Source organism: Kitasatospora setae KM-6054 (assembly GCF_000269985.1).
GTDB classification, from domain to species: domain Bacteria; phylum Actinomycetota; class Actinomycetes; order Streptomycetales; family Streptomycetaceae; genus Kitasatospora; species Kitasatospora setae.
On record NC_016109.1, the window covers coordinates 6,200,456 to 6,216,949 of the forward strand.

Annotated in this window: 14 protein-coding genes; 9 read left to right on the top strand and 5 right to left on the bottom strand. The window is 72.4% G+C overall.

Annotation, left to right across the window (positions count from 1 at the left end):
* Window positions 1-38: 38 nt before the first annotated feature.
* The 9 genes from uvrC to KSE_RS27435 all read left to right on the top strand — a co-directional run bounded on the left by uvrC (window position 39) and on the right by KSE_RS27435 (window position 9,200).
* Entirely contained in the window at window positions 39-2,066 is a 2,028-nt protein-coding gene (gene uvrC, locus KSE_RS27395) for an excinuclease ABC subunit UvrC (RefSeq protein ID WP_014138608.1), read from the top strand.
* Window positions 2,063-2,947, top strand: a complete 885-nt coding sequence (rapZ, locus tag KSE_RS27400; protein WP_106437737.1) for an RNase adapter RapZ — start codon at window positions 2,063-2,065, stop codon at window positions 2,945-2,947. Before uvrC ends, rapZ begins: the two co-directional genes overlap by 4 nt.
* Before the next feature lie 61 nt (window positions 2,948-3,008).
* Entirely contained in the window at window positions 3,009-4,064 is a 1,056-nt protein-coding gene (locus KSE_RS27405; protein ID WP_014138610.1) for a gluconeogenesis factor YvcK family protein, read from the top strand.
* Window positions 4,055-5,035: a DNA-binding protein WhiA gene (gene whiA, locus KSE_RS27410; protein WP_014138611.1), complete on the top strand. Its 981-nt coding sequence runs from the start codon at window positions 4,055-4,057 to the stop codon at window positions 5,033-5,035. The genes KSE_RS27405 and whiA overlap by 10 nt, the downstream gene beginning before the upstream one ends.
* A gap of 230 nt (window positions 5,036-5,265) precedes the next feature.
* Window positions 5,266-6,273 (top strand): type I glyceraldehyde-3-phosphate dehydrogenase, encoded by a 1,008-nt coding sequence (gene gap, locus KSE_RS27415; protein ID WP_014138612.1) that lies wholly within the window; start codon window positions 5,266-5,268, stop codon window positions 6,271-6,273.
* Window positions 6,274-6,430: 157 nt separating this feature from the next.
* Window positions 6,431-7,636 carry a phosphoglycerate kinase gene (locus KSE_RS27420; RefSeq protein ID WP_033258907.1) on the top strand — a complete coding sequence of 402 codons (1,206 nt, stop codon included), beginning with the start codon at window positions 6,431-6,433 and terminating at the stop codon, window positions 7,634-7,636.
* Between the two features lie 7 nt (window positions 7,637-7,643).
* Complete coding sequence (gene tpiA / locus KSE_RS27425) at window positions 7,644-8,429, top strand: triose-phosphate isomerase (protein ID WP_014138614.1); 786 nt, start codon at window positions 7,644-7,646, stop codon at window positions 8,427-8,429.
* Between the two features lie 87 nt (window positions 8,430-8,516).
* A complete protein-coding gene (secG, locus tag KSE_RS27430; RefSeq protein WP_014138615.1) occupies window positions 8,517-8,750 on the top strand; it encodes a preprotein translocase subunit SecG in 234 nt (77 codons plus the stop codon).
* 162 nt (window positions 8,751-8,912) lie between these two features.
* Complete coding sequence (locus KSE_RS27435; protein ID WP_014138616.1) at window positions 8,913-9,200, top strand: RNA polymerase-binding protein RbpA; 288 nt, start codon at window positions 8,913-8,915, stop codon at window positions 9,198-9,200.
* Between the two features lie 132 nt (window positions 9,201-9,332).
* Here the strand turns inward: KSE_RS27435 and pgl are convergent, their stop codons facing one another.
* The 5 genes from pgl to tkt all read right to left on the bottom strand — a co-directional run bounded on the left by pgl (window position 9,333) and on the right by tkt (window position 16,169).
* On the bottom strand, window positions 9,333-10,070 hold the full coding sequence (gene pgl, locus KSE_RS27440) for a 6-phosphogluconolactonase (protein WP_014138617.1): 738 nt from the start codon (window positions 10,068-10,070) through the stop codon (window positions 9,333-9,335).
* Window positions 10,067-11,206 carry a glucose-6-phosphate dehydrogenase assembly protein OpcA gene (gene opcA, locus KSE_RS27445; protein ID WP_014138618.1) on the bottom strand — a complete coding sequence of 380 codons (1,140 nt, stop codon included), beginning with the start codon at window positions 11,204-11,206 and terminating at the stop codon, window positions 10,067-10,069. The genes pgl and opcA overlap by 4 nt, the downstream gene beginning before the upstream one ends.
* The gene (zwf, locus tag KSE_RS27450; RefSeq protein WP_014138619.1) at window positions 11,203-12,741 is read right to left on the bottom strand and encodes a glucose-6-phosphate dehydrogenase; all 1,539 of its coding nucleotides are present in this window, start codon (window positions 12,739-12,741) and stop codon (window positions 11,203-11,205) included. Before zwf ends, opcA begins: the two co-directional genes overlap by 4 nt.
* A 91-nt stretch (window positions 12,742-12,832) precedes the next feature.
* Entirely contained in the window at window positions 12,833-13,972 is a 1,140-nt protein-coding gene (tal, locus tag KSE_RS27455; RefSeq protein ID WP_014138620.1) for a transaldolase, read from the bottom strand.
* Between the two features lie 100 nt (window positions 13,973-14,072).
* Window positions 14,073-16,169, bottom strand: a complete 2,097-nt coding sequence (tkt, locus tag KSE_RS27460) for a transketolase (protein WP_014138621.1) — start codon at window positions 16,167-16,169, stop codon at window positions 14,073-14,075.
* Window positions 16,170-16,494: the final 325 nt, after the last annotated feature.

Below are 16,494 nucleotides of genomic sequence, written 5' to 3' on the forward strand. Positions count from 1 at the left end.
CGCGCCGGAGTGTCCCCGGCAGTCGGTACGGTAGGGGCATGGCAGACCCGTCCACCTACCGACCGGCACCGGGGGCGATCCCGACCTCCCCCGGGGTGTACAAGTTCCGTGACGCGCACGGCCGGGTCATCTACGTGGGCAAGGCCAAGAGCCTGCGCCAACGCCTCTCCTCGTACTTCCAGGACGTCGCCAACCTGCACCCGCGCACCGCGACGATGGTGACCACCGCCGCCTCGGTGGAGTGGACGGTGGTCTCCACCGAGGTCGAGGCGCTGCAGCTGGAGTACTCCTGGATCAAGGAGTTCGACCCCCGCTTCAACGTCAAGTACCGGGACGACAAGAGCTACCCGGAGCTCGCCGTCACCCTGGACGAGGAGTACCCCCGGGTCCAGGTGACCCGCGGCGCGCACAAGAAGGGCGTGCGCTACTTCGGCCCCTACGGCCACGCCTGGGCGATCCGCGAGACGGTCGACCTGCTGCTGCGGGTCTTCCCCGTCCGGACGTGCTCCAACGGCGTGTTCAAGCGGGCCCGGCAGGTCGGCCGGCCCTGCCTGCTCGGCTACATCGGCAAGTGCGCGGCCCCCTGCGTGGGCAGGGTCAGCGCCGCCGAGCACCGCGAACTCGCCGAGGAGTTCTGCGACTTCATGGCCGGCCGGACCGGCGGCCACCTGCGCCGGCTGGAACAGCAGATGCGCGAGGCCGCCGCCGAGATGGAGTACGAGAAGGCCGCCCGGCTGCGCGACGACCTCGGCGCCCTCCAGCGCGCCATGGAGAAGAACGCGGTCGTCCTCGGCGACGGCACCGACGCCGACCTGCTCGCCCTCGCCGAGGACGAGCTGGAGGCCGCCGTGCAGATCTTCCACGTCCGCGGCGGCCGGGTCCGCGGCCAGCGCGGCTGGGTCACCGACAAGGTCGAGGACGTCGACACCGCCGGCCTGGTCGAGCACGCCCTGCAGCAGCTCTACGGCGAGAACAGCGAGCAGGTCCCGCGCGAGGTGCTCGTCCCCGCGCTGCCCGACGAGGCCGTCCACGTCTGGCTGTCCGGCCTGCGCGGCGCCCAGGTCGACCTGCGGATCCCGCAGCGCGGCGACAAGAAGGACCTGATGGAGACGGTCCAGCGCAACGCCCAGCAGGCGCTGGCGCTGCACAAGACCAGGCGCGCCTCCGACCTGACCACCCGGAGCCGCGCCCTCCAGGAGATCGCCGACGCGCTGGAGCTGGACTCCGTCCCGCTGCGCATCGAGTGCTTCGACATCTCGCACCTCCAGGGCGAGGACGTGGTCGCCTCCATGGTGGTCTTCGAGGACGGCCTGGCCCGCAAGAGCGAGTACCGCCGGTTCCAGATCAAGGGCTTCGAGGGCCAGGACGACGTCCGCTCGATGCACGAGGTGATCACCCGCCGCTTCCGCCGCTACCTCCAGGAGCGCGAGCGCACCGGCGAGTGGGCGGTCCCCGAGCAGGCCCCCGAGGGCGCTCCCGAGGGCGCTCCGGAGGGCGACGGCTCGCCGCTCGACGAGAACGGCCGCCCGCGGCGCTTCGCCTACCCGCCGCAGCTGCTGGTGGTCGACGGCGGGCAGCCGCAGGTCGCCGCCGCCGTCCGGGCGCTGGCGGAGCTCGGCATCGACGACGTCGCGGTCTGCGGCCTGGCCAAGCGGCTGGAGGAGGTCTGGCTGCCCGGCCAGGACGACCCGGTGGTGCTGCCGCGCTCCAGCGAGGGCCTCTACCTGCTCCAGCGGGTCCGCGACGAGGCGCACCGCTTCGCGATCACCTACCAGCGCGCCAAGCGGGCCAAACGGCTCACGGCGGGGGAACTGGACTCCGTCCCCGGGCTCGGCGAGACTCGCCGCCGGGCGCTGCTCAAGCACTTCGGATCGTTGAAGAAGCTCCGGGCGGCGACCGTCGACGAACTCTGCGAGGTCCCCGGGATCGGGCGCCGGACGGCCGAGACTGTTGCGGCAGCCTTGGCCTCCCGTACACCTTCCGCATTCGCGGTCAACACCGCGACCGGCGAGATCATCGATGACAGCACGGCCACAGCAGGACCGAGAAGCGGGGAAGAGACGTGACAGTGTCCAACGCGGGGGAGACCACCCCCGAGCTGGTGATCATCTCGGGCATGTCGGGGGCGGGCCGTTCCACCGCCGCCAAGTGCCTGGAGGACCTCGGCTGGTTCGTGGTCGACAACCTGCCGCCCGCCCTGATCCCCACCATGGTCGACCTCGGGGCCCGCTCGCAGGGCGCGGTGCCGCGGATCGGCGTCGTGGTCGACGTCCGCGGCCGCACCTTCTTCGACGACCTGCTGACCTCGCTGGAGGAGCTGGAGAAGCGCGGCGTCCGGCTCCGGGTGCTCTTCCTCGACTCCTCCGACGACGCCCTGGTCCGCCGCTTCGAGTCGGTCCGCCGCCCGCACCCGCTGCAGGGCGACGGCCGGATCGTCGACGGCATCGCCCAGGAGCGCGAGCTGCTGCGCGAACTGCGCGGCGAGGCCGACCTGGTGGTCGACACCTCCAACCTCAACGTGCACCAGCTGCGCGCCAAGATGGACGCCCAGTTCGCCGGCCAGGACGAGCCCGAACTGCGCGCCACCGTGATGTCCTTCGGCTTCAAGTACGGCCTGCCGGTCGACGCCGACCTGGTCGTCGACTGCCGCTTCCTGCCCAACCCGCACTGGGTCCCCGAGCTGCGCGCCCGTACCGGAACCGACCCGGACGTGGCAGAGTACGTCTTCCAGCAGCCCGGGGCGCAGCAGTTCGTGGACGGCTACACCGACCTGCTGCGGATCGTCACCGAGGGCTACCGCCGCGAGGGGAAGCGCTACATGACGCTTGCCGTAGGCTGCACCGGAGGCAAGCACCGCAGCGTCGCGATGTCCGAGCAGCTGACGAAGCGTCTGATCGCGGACGGGGTCGAGACGGTGCTGGTCCACCGGGACATGGGCCGGGAGTAGCGGCCGGGAACCCCCCGTACCGCCGCCCCGGCCGAGCACGAGACAGGAACATGGGGTCGGCGTGACGGGATACGTGCCAGTACGGCAGCAGCTCCGGACCAGACCCGCCGAGCGGTCCGGCGGACCGCGCCCCGGCGTACCGAAGATCGCCGCGCTCGGCGGCGGCCAGGGCCTGTCCGCCTCGCTGTCGGCGCTGCGCCGGCTCACCACCGAGCTGACCGCCGTGGTCACCGTCGCCGACGACGGCGGCTCCAGCGGTCGGCTGCGGGCCGAGCTCGGCGTGCTGCCGCCCGGCGACCTGCGCAAGGCGCTGGCCGCGCTGTGCGGCGACGACGACTGGGGCCGGACCTGGTCCGAGGTGATCCAGCAGCGCTTCGCCGGCACCGGCGAGCTCGGCGGCCACGCGGTCGGCAACCTGCTGATCGTCGCGCTCTGGGAGAAGCTCGGCGACCCGGTCGAGGCGCTGAACTGGGTCGGCCGGCTGCTGAACGTCCAGGGCCGGGTGCTGCCGATGTCCGCCGTCCCGCTGGACATCGAGGCCCAGGTCCGCGGCCACGACCCGCTGCGCCCCGGCGAGACCACCGCGGTGCGCGGCCAGGCCGCGGTCGCCGTCACCCCCGGCACCGTGCAGTCGATCCGGTTGCTCCCGGACGAGCCGCCCGCCGTCCCGGAGGCCGTGCAGGCCGTCCTGGAGGCCGACTGGGTGGTGCTCGGCCCCGGCTCCTGGTTCACCAGCGTGCTGCCGCACCTGCTCGTCCCCGAGCTCGCCAAGGCCCTCACCGAGACCCGGGCCCGCCGGCTGCTCACCCTCAACCTGGCCCCGCAGCCCGGCGAGACCGAGGGCTTCACCCCGCAGCGCCACCTGGAGGTGATCGCCGACCACGCCCCCGGCCTGGCCGTGGATGCGATCCTGGTGGACGAGCGGGCGGTCAGCGGCGGCGCCTTCGGGATCGCCGACCTGGCCGGCCTGGAACAGGCCGCCGCCCGGATGGGCGCCGCCCTGGTGCTCGACTCGGTGGCCCGCGACGACGGCACCCCGCGACACGACGCGGAGCTCTTGGCCGCAGCGTACGACCGGATTTTCCGGACTCATGGAAGGATCGGCCCATGGCGATGACGGCAGCGGTGAAAGACGAGATCTCCCGGCTTCCCGTCACCCGTGCCTGCTGCCGCAAGGCGGAGGTCTCGGCGATCCTGCGCTTCGCGGGCGGACTGCACATTGTGAGCGGGCGCATCGTGATCGAGGCTGAGCTGGACACCGGCATTGCGGCCCGGCGGCTGCGCAAGGACCTCCTGGAGATCTTCGGACACTCCTCGGATCTGGTGGTGATGGCCCCCGGCGGGCTGCGACGCGGCAGCCGGTACGTGGTGCGGGTGGTGAAGGACGGCGAGCTGCTGGCCCGGCAGACCGGGCTGGTGGACGGACGAGGGCGCCCGATCCGGGGCCTGCCCCCGGCGGTGGTCTCCGGGGCGACCTGCGACGCGGAGGCCGCCTGGCGCGGGGCCTTCCTCGCGCACGGCTCGCTCACCGAGCCCGGGCGCTCCTCCTCCCTGGAGATCACCTGCCCGGGTTCGGAGGCGGCGCTCGCCCTGGTCGGCGCGGCCCGCCGGCTCGGCATCCCGGCGAAGGCCCGCGAGGTCCGCGGCGTCGACCGGGTGGTGATCCGCGACGGCGACGCGATCGGCGCGCTGCTCACCCGCCTCGGCGCGCACGAGTCCGTGCTGGCCTGGGAGGAGCGCCGGATGCGCCGCGAGGTGCGGGCCACCGCCAACCGGCTGGCCAACTTCGACGACGCCAACCTGCGCCGCTCGGCCCGCGCCGCGGTCGCCGCCGGCGCCCGGGTGCAGCGCGCCCTGGAGATCCTCGGCGAGGAGGTGCCCGAGCACCTGGCCGCGGCCGGCGCGCTGCGCATGCAGCACAAGCAGGCCTCGCTGGAGGAGCTCGGCGCGCTCGCCGACCCGCCGCTCACCAAGGACGCGGTCGCCGGCCGGATCCGCCGGCTGCTCGCGATGGCCGACAAGCGGGCGGCCGAACTCGGACTGCCCAACACCGAGGCCAACCTCACCGAGGAGATGGCCCTGAACTGACGGTCGGTCAACCGTCCGACGGCACACCCCGAGGGGCGTGCGGAGCAGCTCGCGGCAGCCGCCGCGGCGCACTCCGCGCGCCCCTTTCGTACGCCCCGGCCATTGCGTCCGACCGGTGAGGCGATGTGCCTTGCGACACTTGGGAGAGGTAGGGTCAGCAGTGGTCGGGGACAACCCAAATTTCACCCCCGTCGGGCTCCGGCCCGGCGTACCTAAGAGGAGATCGGTTCGTGACGATCCGGGTAGGCATCAACGGGTTCGGCCGCATCGGCCGCAACTTCTTCCGTGCGGTCAAGTCCCAGGGCGCTGACATCGAGATCGTCGGTGTCAACGACCTGACCGACACCAAGACGCTGGCTCACCTGCTCAAGTACGACACCACTCTCGGTACCTTCCCCGGCGAGGTCTCGCACACCGAGGACAGCATCACCGTCGACGGTCACACCTTCAAGGTCACCGCCGAGCGCGACCCCGCCAACCTTCCCTGGGCTGCCCTGGGCGCCGACATCGTCGTCGAGTCCACCGGCATCTTCACCAAGGCCGATGCTGCGAAGAAGCACATCACCGCCGGTGCCAAGAAGGTCATCATCTCGGCGCCCGCCAGCGACGAGGACATCACCATCGTCCTGGGCGTCAACGAGGACAAGTACGACGCGGCGGCGCACGACATCATCTCGAACGCCTCCTGCACCACCAACTGCGTGGCGCCGATGGCGAAGGTCCTGCACGAGAACTTCGGCATCGTCAAGGGCCTGATGACGACCGTGCACGCCTTCACCAACGACCAGGTCACCCTGGACTTCCCGCACAAGGACCTGCGTCGCGCCCGCGCCGCCTCGCAGAACATCATCCCGACCTCGACCGGTGCCGCCAAGGCCACCGCCCTGGTCCTCCCGGAGCTCAAGGGCAAGCTGGACGGCACCTCGCTGCGCGTCCCGGTCCCGACCGGCTCCATCACCGACCTGGTGGTCACCCTCGAGCGCGAGGTCACCAAGGACGAGGTCAACGCGGCCTTCCAGAAGGCCGCCCAGGAGGGTCCGCTCAAGGGCTACCTGGCGTACACCGAGGACCCGATCGTCTCCTCGGACATCGTGAACGACCCGCACTCCTGCATCTTCGACTCGCAGCTGACGATGGTCCAGGGCAACCAGGTCAAGGTGCTCGGCTGGTACGACAACGAGTTCGGCTACTCCAACCGCCTCGTCAACCTGGTCTCCCTCGTCGGCGACCAGCTCTGACCCCAGCGGTAGCTGACGTGACGTAAGGGGCAGGGCCCGGACGGCTGTCACCGCCGACCGGGCCCTGCCGCTGCGCCCCCTCGTCCGTCCTACCCCCACCGGTGGCCCGCCGTCGTGTCGCCGTCTGCGCACCGTTCCACCCCTGAGGAGCATGACCGTGAAGACGATCGAAGACCTGGAGGTCTCCGGCAAGCGGGTGTTCGTCCGCGCCGACCTCAACGTGCCGCTGTCCGGCGACACCATCACCGACGACGGCCGGATCCGGGCCGTCGCGCCGACCATCGCCAAGCTCGTCGAGCGCGGCGCGCGCGTGGTGGTCGCCTCGCACCTGGGCCGTCCCAAGGGCGAGCCGGACCCGAAGTTCTCCCTCGCGCCGGTGGCCGTCCGCCTCGGCGAGATCCTCGGCCGACCGGTGGCGTTCGCCACCGACACCGTCGGGGACAGCGCGAAGGCCACCGTCGCCGCCCTCGGCGACGGCGAGGTCACGCTGCTGGAGAACCTGCGCTTCAACGCCGGCGAGACGTCCAAGGACGACGCCGAGCGCGGCGCGTTCGCCGACGCCCTGGCCACCCTGGCGGACCTGTACGTCGGCGACGGCTTCGGCGCGGTGCACCGCAAGCACGCCTCCGTCTACGACCTCCCGGCCCGGCTGCCGCACGCGGTCGGCGACCTGATCGCCACCGAGGTGGGCGTCCTCAAGCGCCTCACCGAGGACGTGGCCCGCCCGTACGTGGTGGTGCTCGGCGGCTCGAAGGTCTCCGACAAGGTCGGCGTGATCGAGAACCTGCTCGGCAAGGCCGACCGGATCCTGATCGGCGGCGGCATGATGTACACCTTCATCGCGGCCCAGGGCCACGGCGTGGGCGCCTCGCTGCTCCAGGAGGACCAGATCCCGGTCGTCCAGGACTACCTGAAGCGCGGCGCCGAGCAGGGCGTCGAGTTCGTGATCCCGCTGGACACCGCGGTGTCCTCGTCGTTCCCGGACGTCAAGGGCGGCGCCCCGGTCGAGGACTACGCGGTCGTCGACGTGGACGCGATCCCGGACGGCGCGCTCGGCCTGGACATCGGCCCGAAGACCGCGCAGCTGTTCGCGGAGAAGATCGCCGACGCGAAGACGGTGTTCTGGAACGGCCCGATGGGCGTCTTCGAGCACCCGGCGTTCGCCGACGGCACCCGGGCGGTCGCCCAGGCGCTGCTCGACTCCGACGCGTTCACCGTGGTCGGCGGCGGCGACTCGGCGGCGGCGGTCCGCACCCTGGGGTTCGACGAGGCGAAGTTCGGACACATCTCGACCGGCGGTGGCGCGAGCCTCGAGTACCTGGAGGGCAAGACGCTCCCCGGTCTCGCCGCCCTGGAGGACTGAGAAAGACATGACTGAGCGTCTCCCGCTGATGGCGGGCAACTGGAAGATGAACCTCGACCACCTCGAGGCCATCCAGCACACCCAGAAGCTGGCGTTCTCGCTGGCCGACAAGGACTACGAGGCCGTCGAGGTCGCCGTCCTGGTCCCGTTCACCGACCTGCGCTCGGTGCAGACCCTGGTCGACGGCGACAAGCTGAAGCTCAAGTACGGCTCGCAGGACATCTCGCGGCACGACGGCGGGGCCTACACCGGCGAGATCTCCGGCCCGATGCTGGCGAAGCTGAAGGCCGCCTACGCGGTGATCGGCCACTCCGAGCGCCGCCAGTACCACGGCGAGAACGAGGAGATCGTCAACGCCAAGGTGAAGGCCGCCTACCGCCACGGGATCACCCCGATCCTGTGCATCGGCGAGCCGCTGGAGGTCCGCAAGGCGGGCACCCACGTCGCGCACACCCTGGCGCAGCTCGACGGCGCGCTGGACGGCGTCCCGGCGTCCGACGCCGAGAGCGTCGTCGTCGCGTACGAGCCGGTCTGGGCGATCGGCACCGGCGAGGTGGCCACCCCCGAGGACGCGCAGGAGGTCTGCGGCGCGATCCGGGCCCGGCTCGCCGAGCTGTACGGCCCCGAGCTGGCCGGCAAGGTCCGCGTGCTGTACGGCGGTTCGGTGAAGTCCTCGTCCGCGGCCGGCCTGATGGCCAAGCCGGACGTCGACGGCGCCCTGATCGGCGGTGCCTCGCTGGACGCCGAGGAGTTCGTCAAGATCGTGCGCTACCGTGAGCAGGCAGTAGGCTAACGCCCCTGCGGCAACGTAGGCTTTGGGGCCGGACCGCGAGGAGCGGGCCCGGCCCCTTCGCCGAAGATTCGAGAGAGTTGGTCCGTCGTGGTTCTCGGGTTCGAGATTGCTCTGATCGTCCTCAGCGCGCTGCTGATCCTGATGGTGCTGCTGCACAAGGGCAAGGGCGGCGGTCTGTCGGACATGTTCGGTGGCGGCGCGGCCTCCACCGGTGGCGGTTCCGCGGTGGCCGAGCGCAACCTCGACCGCATCACCGTGATCCTGGGCATCGCCTGGTTCGCGTGCATCGTGGTCCTCGGTCTGCTGCTCAAGACCAACTGACACCAACTCGGCGGGCGATGGTGGCGCAGGCTTAACTCCCGCTTACACTAGGACGACTTCGCCACCGTCCGCCCAGCCGCGGCCGGACGGCACCAGCACGCAGGGAGTCAGACCGTGGCAAGTGGCAACGCGATCCGAGGCAGCAGAGTCGGCGCCGGCCCGATGGGCGAAGCGGAGCGCGGCGAATCCGCCCCGCGCAACCGCATCTCCTTCTGGTGCGCCAACAAGCACGAGACGCGTCCGAGTTTCGCCGCCGAGGCGGCCATCCCGGACACCTGGGACTGCCCGCGCTGCGGCTTCCCGGCCGGCCAGGACGAGCACAACCCGCCCGCCCCGGCCCGCAACGAGCCCTACAAGACCCACCTCGCCTACGTCCGCGAGCGCCGCACCGACGCGGACGGCGAGGCGATCCTCGCCGAGGCGCTGGCCAAGCTGCGCGGCGAGATCTGAGCACGGAGCGCTGAGGCGCGAGGGCGCCACCGGTCACCGGTGGCGCCCTCCGCGCGTTCCGGCGGGGGTGCCGGGGAGCGCGGAAGGCCCGGTCCGCGCGGGGCGGACCGGGCCTTCGGGGATGGCGGTGACTCAGGCGGTCTTGCCCGCCGCCGCGTCGTCCAGCAGCCAGAGCGTGCGCTCGGTGCCGGTGACCGCGCCGGCCGGGGCCGTGGCGGCGCCGGGGGAGGTGCGGGCCAGGGCGACCGCGTCCGCCTTGTCCTGGCCGGCCGCCAGCAGCCAGACCTGGCGGGCGTGGTGCAGCGCCGGGAGGGTCAGCGAGAGGCGGGTCGGCGGGGGCTTGGGGGAGTCGTGGACCGCGATGACGGTGCCGTCGGCCTGCTCGGTGCCCGGGTGGCCGGGGAAGAGCGAGGCGACGTGCGCGTCCGGGCCGACGCCGAGCAGCAGCACGTCGAACAGCGGCAGCGCCTCGCCGGGGGCGGCGGCCGCGGCCAGTTCGGCGGCGTAGCGGGCGGCGGCCTGCTCGGCGGGGGCGCCGTCGGCCGGGGGCATCTCGTGCACCCGGGCGCCGAGCGGCCGGACGGCGTCCAGGAACGCGGCCGCCTGGACGGCGTTGCGCTCCGGGTCGCCGGCCGGCAGGTAGCGCTCGTCGCCCCACCACAGCTCGACGTGCGCCCAGTCGACCGCGTCGCGCGCCGGGTGGGCGGCGAGCGCGGCGAGCAGGGCGTTGCCGTTGCGGCCGCCGGTGAGCACCAGGTGCGCGGTGCCCCGGGCGGCCTGGGCGTCGGCCACGGCGGTCAGCAGCCGGGCGGCGGCCGCCTGGGCGAGCAGCGCCGCGTCCCGGTGGACCAGGACGAGGTCGGAGCTCACTGGCCGCTCCGCTTGCGCGGCGCGGTCTTCTTCGCGGTGGCCTTCTTGGCGGCGGTCTTCTTCGCCGCCGCCTTCTCCGGCAGCTTGGCGGTGACCCGGGCCGGGGCGGCGACCGCCGCCTCGACCACCTTGGGCTCCTCCGGCTCCGCCGCGGCGGGGGCCGCGGCCTCCACGGTGCCGCCGGGGCCCGCGTGCCCGACGCCGGCGATCCGCTCGCGCAGCCGGTCGACCGGGGTGCGGACGGCGGTGGCGTAGATGTCGTCGGGGTCGAGGCGGCGCAGCTCCTCGGCGATCAGCTCGGCGGTGTCGCGGCGCTTGAGCGCGACCATCCGGTCGGGCGCGCCGGGCATGCAGAGCGTGCCGAGCAGGCCGTCGGGGCGGTCGAGGGTGATGTCGCCGTCCTTGGTGCGCAGCCGGACGGCGGTGATGCCGGGGCCGCCGGTGACGACCCGCTCGACCTGGACCCGCAGCCGGTTGTGCAGCCACAGGCCGAGCAGTTCGACGCTGGGGTTGTACGACTCGCCCTCGACCACCGCGCCGGTGATCTCCACCTCGCGCTGGTCCAGGGCGGCGGCCAGCATGGAGCGCCAGCCGGTGATCCTGGTCCAGGCGAGGTCGGTGTCGCCGGGGGTGTAGCCGGCCGCCCGCTGGGCGAGCTGGCCGACCGGGGACTCGGCGGTCACCGCGTCGGTGATCCGCCGCTGGGCGAGCGCGCCGAGCGGGTCCTGCGCCGGGTTGAGCGGCGCGTTGTCCGGCCACCAGACCACCACGGGGGCGTCCGGCAGCAGCAGCGGCAGCACCACGGACTGGGCGTGCGCGGCGAGTTCGCCGTGCATCCGGAGGACGACCGTCTCGCCGCTGCCCGCGTCGGTGCCGACCAGGATCTCCGCGTCGAGCCGGGTCTCGGCCCGGGCGCGCGGCGAGCGGCCGGCCCGCTTGATGACGGCGAGGGTCCGCGAGGGGTGCTCGCGGGAGGCGTCGTTGGCGGCCTTGAGGGCGTCGTAGGCGCTGCCCTCGTCGGTCACGATGACCAGGGTCAGCACCATGCCGGCGGCGGTCGAGCCGCTGGCCCGGCGGGCGTCCATCAAGGCGGCGTTGATCTTGCTGGAGGTGGTGTCGGTCAGGTCGATCTTCATGGGCGGCGCCAGCTCCTGCCGTCTCGTGCGAGCATCTCGTCCGCCTCGACCGGGCCCCAGGTGCCGGCCGGGTACTGCGCGGGCTTGCCGTGGCTGTCCCAGTACTGCTCGATCGGGTCGAGGATCTGCCAGGACAGCTCGACCTCCTGGTGCCGCGGGAAGAGGTTCGCGTCGCCGAGCAGCACGTCCAGGATGAGGCGCTCGTACGCCTCGGGGCTGGACTCGGTGAAGGACTCGCCGTAGGCGAAGTCCATCGTGACGTCGCGGACCTCCAGCGCGGTGCCGGGGACCTTCGAGCCGAACCGCACGGTGACGCCCTCGTCCGGCTGGACGCGGATCACCAGGGCGTTCTGGCCGAGCTCCTCGGTGGCGTAGGAGTCGAACGGCAGGTACGGGGCGCGCTGGAAGACCACCGCGATCTCGGTGACCCGGCGGCCCAGCCGCTTGCCGGTGCGGAGGTAGAACGGGACGCCCGCCCAGCGCCGGTTGTTGATCTCCAGCTTGATCGCGGCGTAGGTGTCGGTCCCGGACTCGGGGTTGATGCCGTCCTCGTCCAGGTAGCCGACGACCTCCTCGCCGCCCTGCCAGCCGGCCGCGTACTGGCCGCGCACGGTGTGCGCGCCCAGGTCGGCGGGGAGCTTGACGGCGCTGAGCACCTTCAGCTTCTCGGCGACCAGCGCCTTCGGGTGGAAGGACGCCGGCTCCTCGATGGCGGTCAGCGCCATCAGCTGGAGCAGGTGGTTCTGGATGACGTCGCGGGCGGAGCCGATGCCGTCGTAGTAGCCGGCCCGGCCGCCGATGCCGATGTCCTCGGCCATGGTGATCTGCACGTGGTCGACGTACGACCGGTTCCAGATCGGCTCGAACATCTGGTTGGCGAAGCGCAGCGCCAGGATGTTCTGGACGGTCTCCTTGCCCAGGTAGTGGTCGATCCGGAAGACCTCGTCGCGCGGGAAGACCTCGTGGACGATCCGGTTCAACTCCTGGGCGCTGGCCAGGTCGTGGCCGAACGGCTTCTCGATCACCGCGCGGCGCCAGGAGCCCTGCGGCGGGTCGGTCAGGCCGTGCTTCTTGAGCTGCTGGACCACGGTCGGGAAGAACTTCGGCGGCACCGACAGGTAGAACGCGAAGTTGCCGCCGGTGCCCTGCGCCTGGTCGAGGTCCTCGATGGTGCGGCGCAGGGTGTCGAAGGCCTCGTCGTCGCCGAAGTCGCCCTGGACGAAGCGCATGCCCTTGGCCAGCTGCTGCCAGACCTCCTCGCGGAAGGGCGTGCGGGCGTGCTCCTTGACGGCGTCGTGGACCTCGTTGGCGAAGTCCTCGTCCTCCCACTCGCGGCGGGCGAACCCGACCAGCGAGAAGCCCGGCGGCAGCAGGCCGCGGTTGGCGAGGTCGTAGATCGCCGGCATCAGCTTCTTGCGCGACAGGTCGCCGGTGACGCCGAAGATCACCAGGCCGGACGGCCCGGCGATCCTCGGCAGCCGCCGGTCGGCGGGGTCGCGCAGCGGGTTGACGGGCCGTTCCTGGGTGTCGCCCACGGCCGGCTCCGTCCCCTCCACATCCGGGTACGGCTGGGTGTTGCTCACTCTGATGTGCTCCGCTTTCCGTGCGTCGGTTCCGTGAGCGGGGTCAGTTCTGGCGGTGGGCTTCGAGCGCGGCGGTGACGGTCTCCAGCAGCTCGGTCCAGGACGCCTCGAACTTGCTGACGCCCTCGTCCTCCAGGAGCTGGACCACGTCGTCGTAGTCGACGCCCGCGGTGGCGACGGCGGCGAGGACGGCCTCGGCGTCGGCGTAGTGCGCGGTGATGGTGTCGCCGGTGACGGCGCCGTGGTCGTCGGTGGCGTCCAGGGTGGCCTCGGGCATGGTGTTGACGGTGCCGGGGGCGACCAGCTCGGTCACGTACAGGGTGTCCGGCAGGTTCGGGTCCTTGACGCCGGTGGAGGCCCAGAGCGGGCGCTGCGGCTTGGCGCCGGCGGCCTCCAGGGCGGCCCAGCGGGCGGAGGCGGGCTTGGTGCCGTCGACCGAGCCGTAGACCTCCTCGTAGGCCCGGTAGGCGAGGCGGGCGTTGGCGAGCGCGGCCTTGGAGCGCAGTTCCTTGGCCTCGGGGGTGCCGGCGGCGTCGAGGCGCTTGTCGATCTCGGTGTCGACCCGGGAGACGAAGAACGAGGCGACGGACTCGATCTGGGACAGGTCGAGTCCGGCGGCCTTGGCGGCCTCCAGGCCGCTCAGGTGGGCGTCGATGACGGCGCGGTAGCGCTCCAGGGAGAAGATCAGCGTGACGTTGACGCTGATGCCCCGGCCCAGGACGGCGCTGATGGCGGGCAGGCCGGCCAGGGTGGCGGGGATCTTGATCAGCACGTTGGGGCGGTCGACCAGCCACCACAGCTGCTTGGCCTCGGCGACGGTCGCCGCGCTCTGGTGCGCGAGGCGGGGGTCGACCTCGATGGAGACCCGGCCGTCGCGGCCGTTGGAGGCGTCGTAGACGGGGCGCAGCACGTCGGCGGCGTCGCGCACGTCCGAGGTGGTGATCATGCGGATCGCCTCGTCGGTGGTGACGCCCCGCACCGCGAGGTCGGTCAGCTGGCCGTCGTAGGCGGCGCTGCCGCCGCCGATGGCCTTCTGGAAGATGGTCGGGTTGGTGGTGACGCCGACGACGTGCTTCTCCTGCACCAGCTCGGCCAGGTTGCCGGAGTTCAGGCGCTCCCGGCTCAGGTCGTCGAGCCAGATCGCCACGCCCTCTTCGCTGAGGCGGTTCAATGCGTCGGTCATGGTGCTCAGTCCCTCTTCTTCTTTAGTGCGTGCGTCAGGTGGGGTCCGGGTCGGCCGGCCCGGGGCGCCGCGGACGCCCCGGGCCGGCCGGATCGGCGCGTCAGCGGGAGACGGCCTCGACCGTGCGCAGCGAGGCGCGGGCGGCGTTGGCGACCGCGTCGGCGGTGATGCCGAACTCCTGGTACAGCACCTGGTAGTCGGCGGAGGCACCGAAGTGGTCCAGGCTGATGATCCGGCCGGCGTCGCCGACCAGCTCGCGCCAGCCCTGGGCGATGCCCGCCTCGACCGAGACCCGGGCCCGGACGTTCGGCGGCAGCACGCTGTCCCGGTACGCCTGGTCCTGCTCGTTGAACCACTCCACCGACGGCAGCGAGACCACCCGGGTCGGGACGCCCTCGGCCTGCAGCGCCTCGCGGGCCTGGACGGCCAGCTGCACCTCGGAGCCGGTGCCGATCAGGATCACCTTGGGCTCGCCGCCCTCGGCCTCGGCCAGCACGTAGCCGCCCTTGGCCGCGCCCTCGGCGGAGCCGAACACCTCGCGGTCGAAGGTCGGCACGCCCTGCCGGGTCAGCGCCAGGCCGACCGGGCCGGGGTGGCTGGTCTGCCGCTCCAGCACCGTCCGCCACACCACGGCGGTCTCGTTGGCGTCCGCCGGGCGGACCACGGCGAGGCCGGGGATGGCGCGCAGCGCGGCCAGGTGCTCGACCGGCTGGTGGGTCGGGCCGTCCTCGCCGAGGCCGATCGAGTCGTGCGTCCAGACGTAGACCACCGGCAGCTTCATCAGCGCGGCGAGCCGGACGGCGGGGCGCATGTAGTCGGAGAACACCAGGAAGGTGCCGCCGTAGATCCGGGTCCGGCCGTGCAGCGCGATGCCGTTCATCACCGAGCCCATGGCGTGCTCGCGGATGCCGTAGTGGATGGTGCGGCCGTACGGCGAGGCGCTCTTGAGCGGGTTGCCCTCCGGGAGGAAGGACGACTCCTCGTCGATGGTGGTGAGGTTGGACTCGGCGAGGTCCGCGGAGCCGCCCCACAGCTCGGGGACGAGCTTGCCGACGGCCTTCAGGGTGTCGCCGGACGCCTTGCGGGTGGCGACGTCCTTGCCGGCCGGGAAGACCGGGATCGCCTTCTCCCAGCCGTCGGGCAGCTCGCCGATCTGGATCCGGTCGAACTCGGCGGCGCGCTGCGGGTTGGCGGCGCGCCAGTCGGCGAGCTCGCCGTCCCAGGCGGCGCGGGCGGCCTGGCCGCGCTGGACCACCAGGCGGGCGTGCGCGACGACCTCGTCGGAGACCTCGAAGGTCTTGGCGGGGTCGAAGCCGAGCACCTTCTTGGTGGCGGCGATCTCGGCGTCGCCGAGGGCCGAGCCGTGCGCCTTGGCGGTGTCCTGGGCGTTCGGCGCGGGCCAGGCGATGATGGTGCGCATCGCGATGATCGACGGCTTGCCGGTCTCGGCCCGGGCGGCCTCCAGCGCGGCGGCCAGCGCCACCACGTCGATGTCGCCGTCGGACTTCGGGGCGACCCGCTGGACGTGCCAGCCGTACGCCTCGTAGCGGGCCAGCACGTCCTCGGAGAACGCGGTGGCGGTGTCGCCCTCGATCGAGATGTGGTTGTCGTCGTACAGCGCGACCAGGTTGCCCAGCTTCTGGTGGCCGGCCAGCGAGGACGCCTCGGCGGAGATGCCCTCCTCCAGGTCGCCGTCGGAGACGATCGCCCAGACCGTGTGGTCGAACGGCGAGGTGCCGGGCGCCGCGTCCGGGTCGAACAGGCCGCGCTCGTAGCGGGCGGCCATCGCCATGCCGACCGCGTTGCCGATGCCCTGGCCGAGCGGGCCGGTGGTGGTCTCCACGCCGGCGGTGTGGCCGTGCTCCGGGTGGCCCGGGGTGCGGCTGCCCGCGACCCGGAAGGCCTTCAGGTCGTCCAGCGACAGCCCGTAGCCGGACAGGAACAGCTGGGTGTACAGCGTGAGGGAGGTGTGCCCCGGCGAGAGCACGAAGCGGTCCCGGCCGACCCAGGTCGGGTCGGTGGGGTCGTGGCGCAGGAAGCGCTGGAAGATGAGGTACGCGGCGGGAGCCAGCGACATGGCCGTGCCGGGGTGCCCGTTCCCCACCTTCTGCACGGCGTCCATCGCCAGGACCCGGGCCGTGTCGACGGCCCGCTGGTCCGACTCGCTCCACTCAAAGACGTTCGGCGTGGTGCTCACCCTGGCTCAGGGCTCCTTCCGGATTCTGTGAAGTGTGACCCCGTGAAGAGGACCGCTCGGCCACGCCGCTGTGGCTGGTGCCGATCACGGAGGGTTGATCCCGCTTCTCTGTGCGAGCCTACCGTTTGCGGCGCACCTCACCCTCTGTGGCGGGACAACGTGAGACGGCCGATCCGCATTCCGCTGGTGCTTCGTCAACTCCGCTGTCCTACCTTCACCCGTCCGGGGAGGGTTTGCCCGTCCGAGGGGCAAGACGCGAGCTCGTACGGCTCGCCGGGGGACCCCGGGGCGGATCGGGAGATATGGAACGTCTATGGTTGCGTGG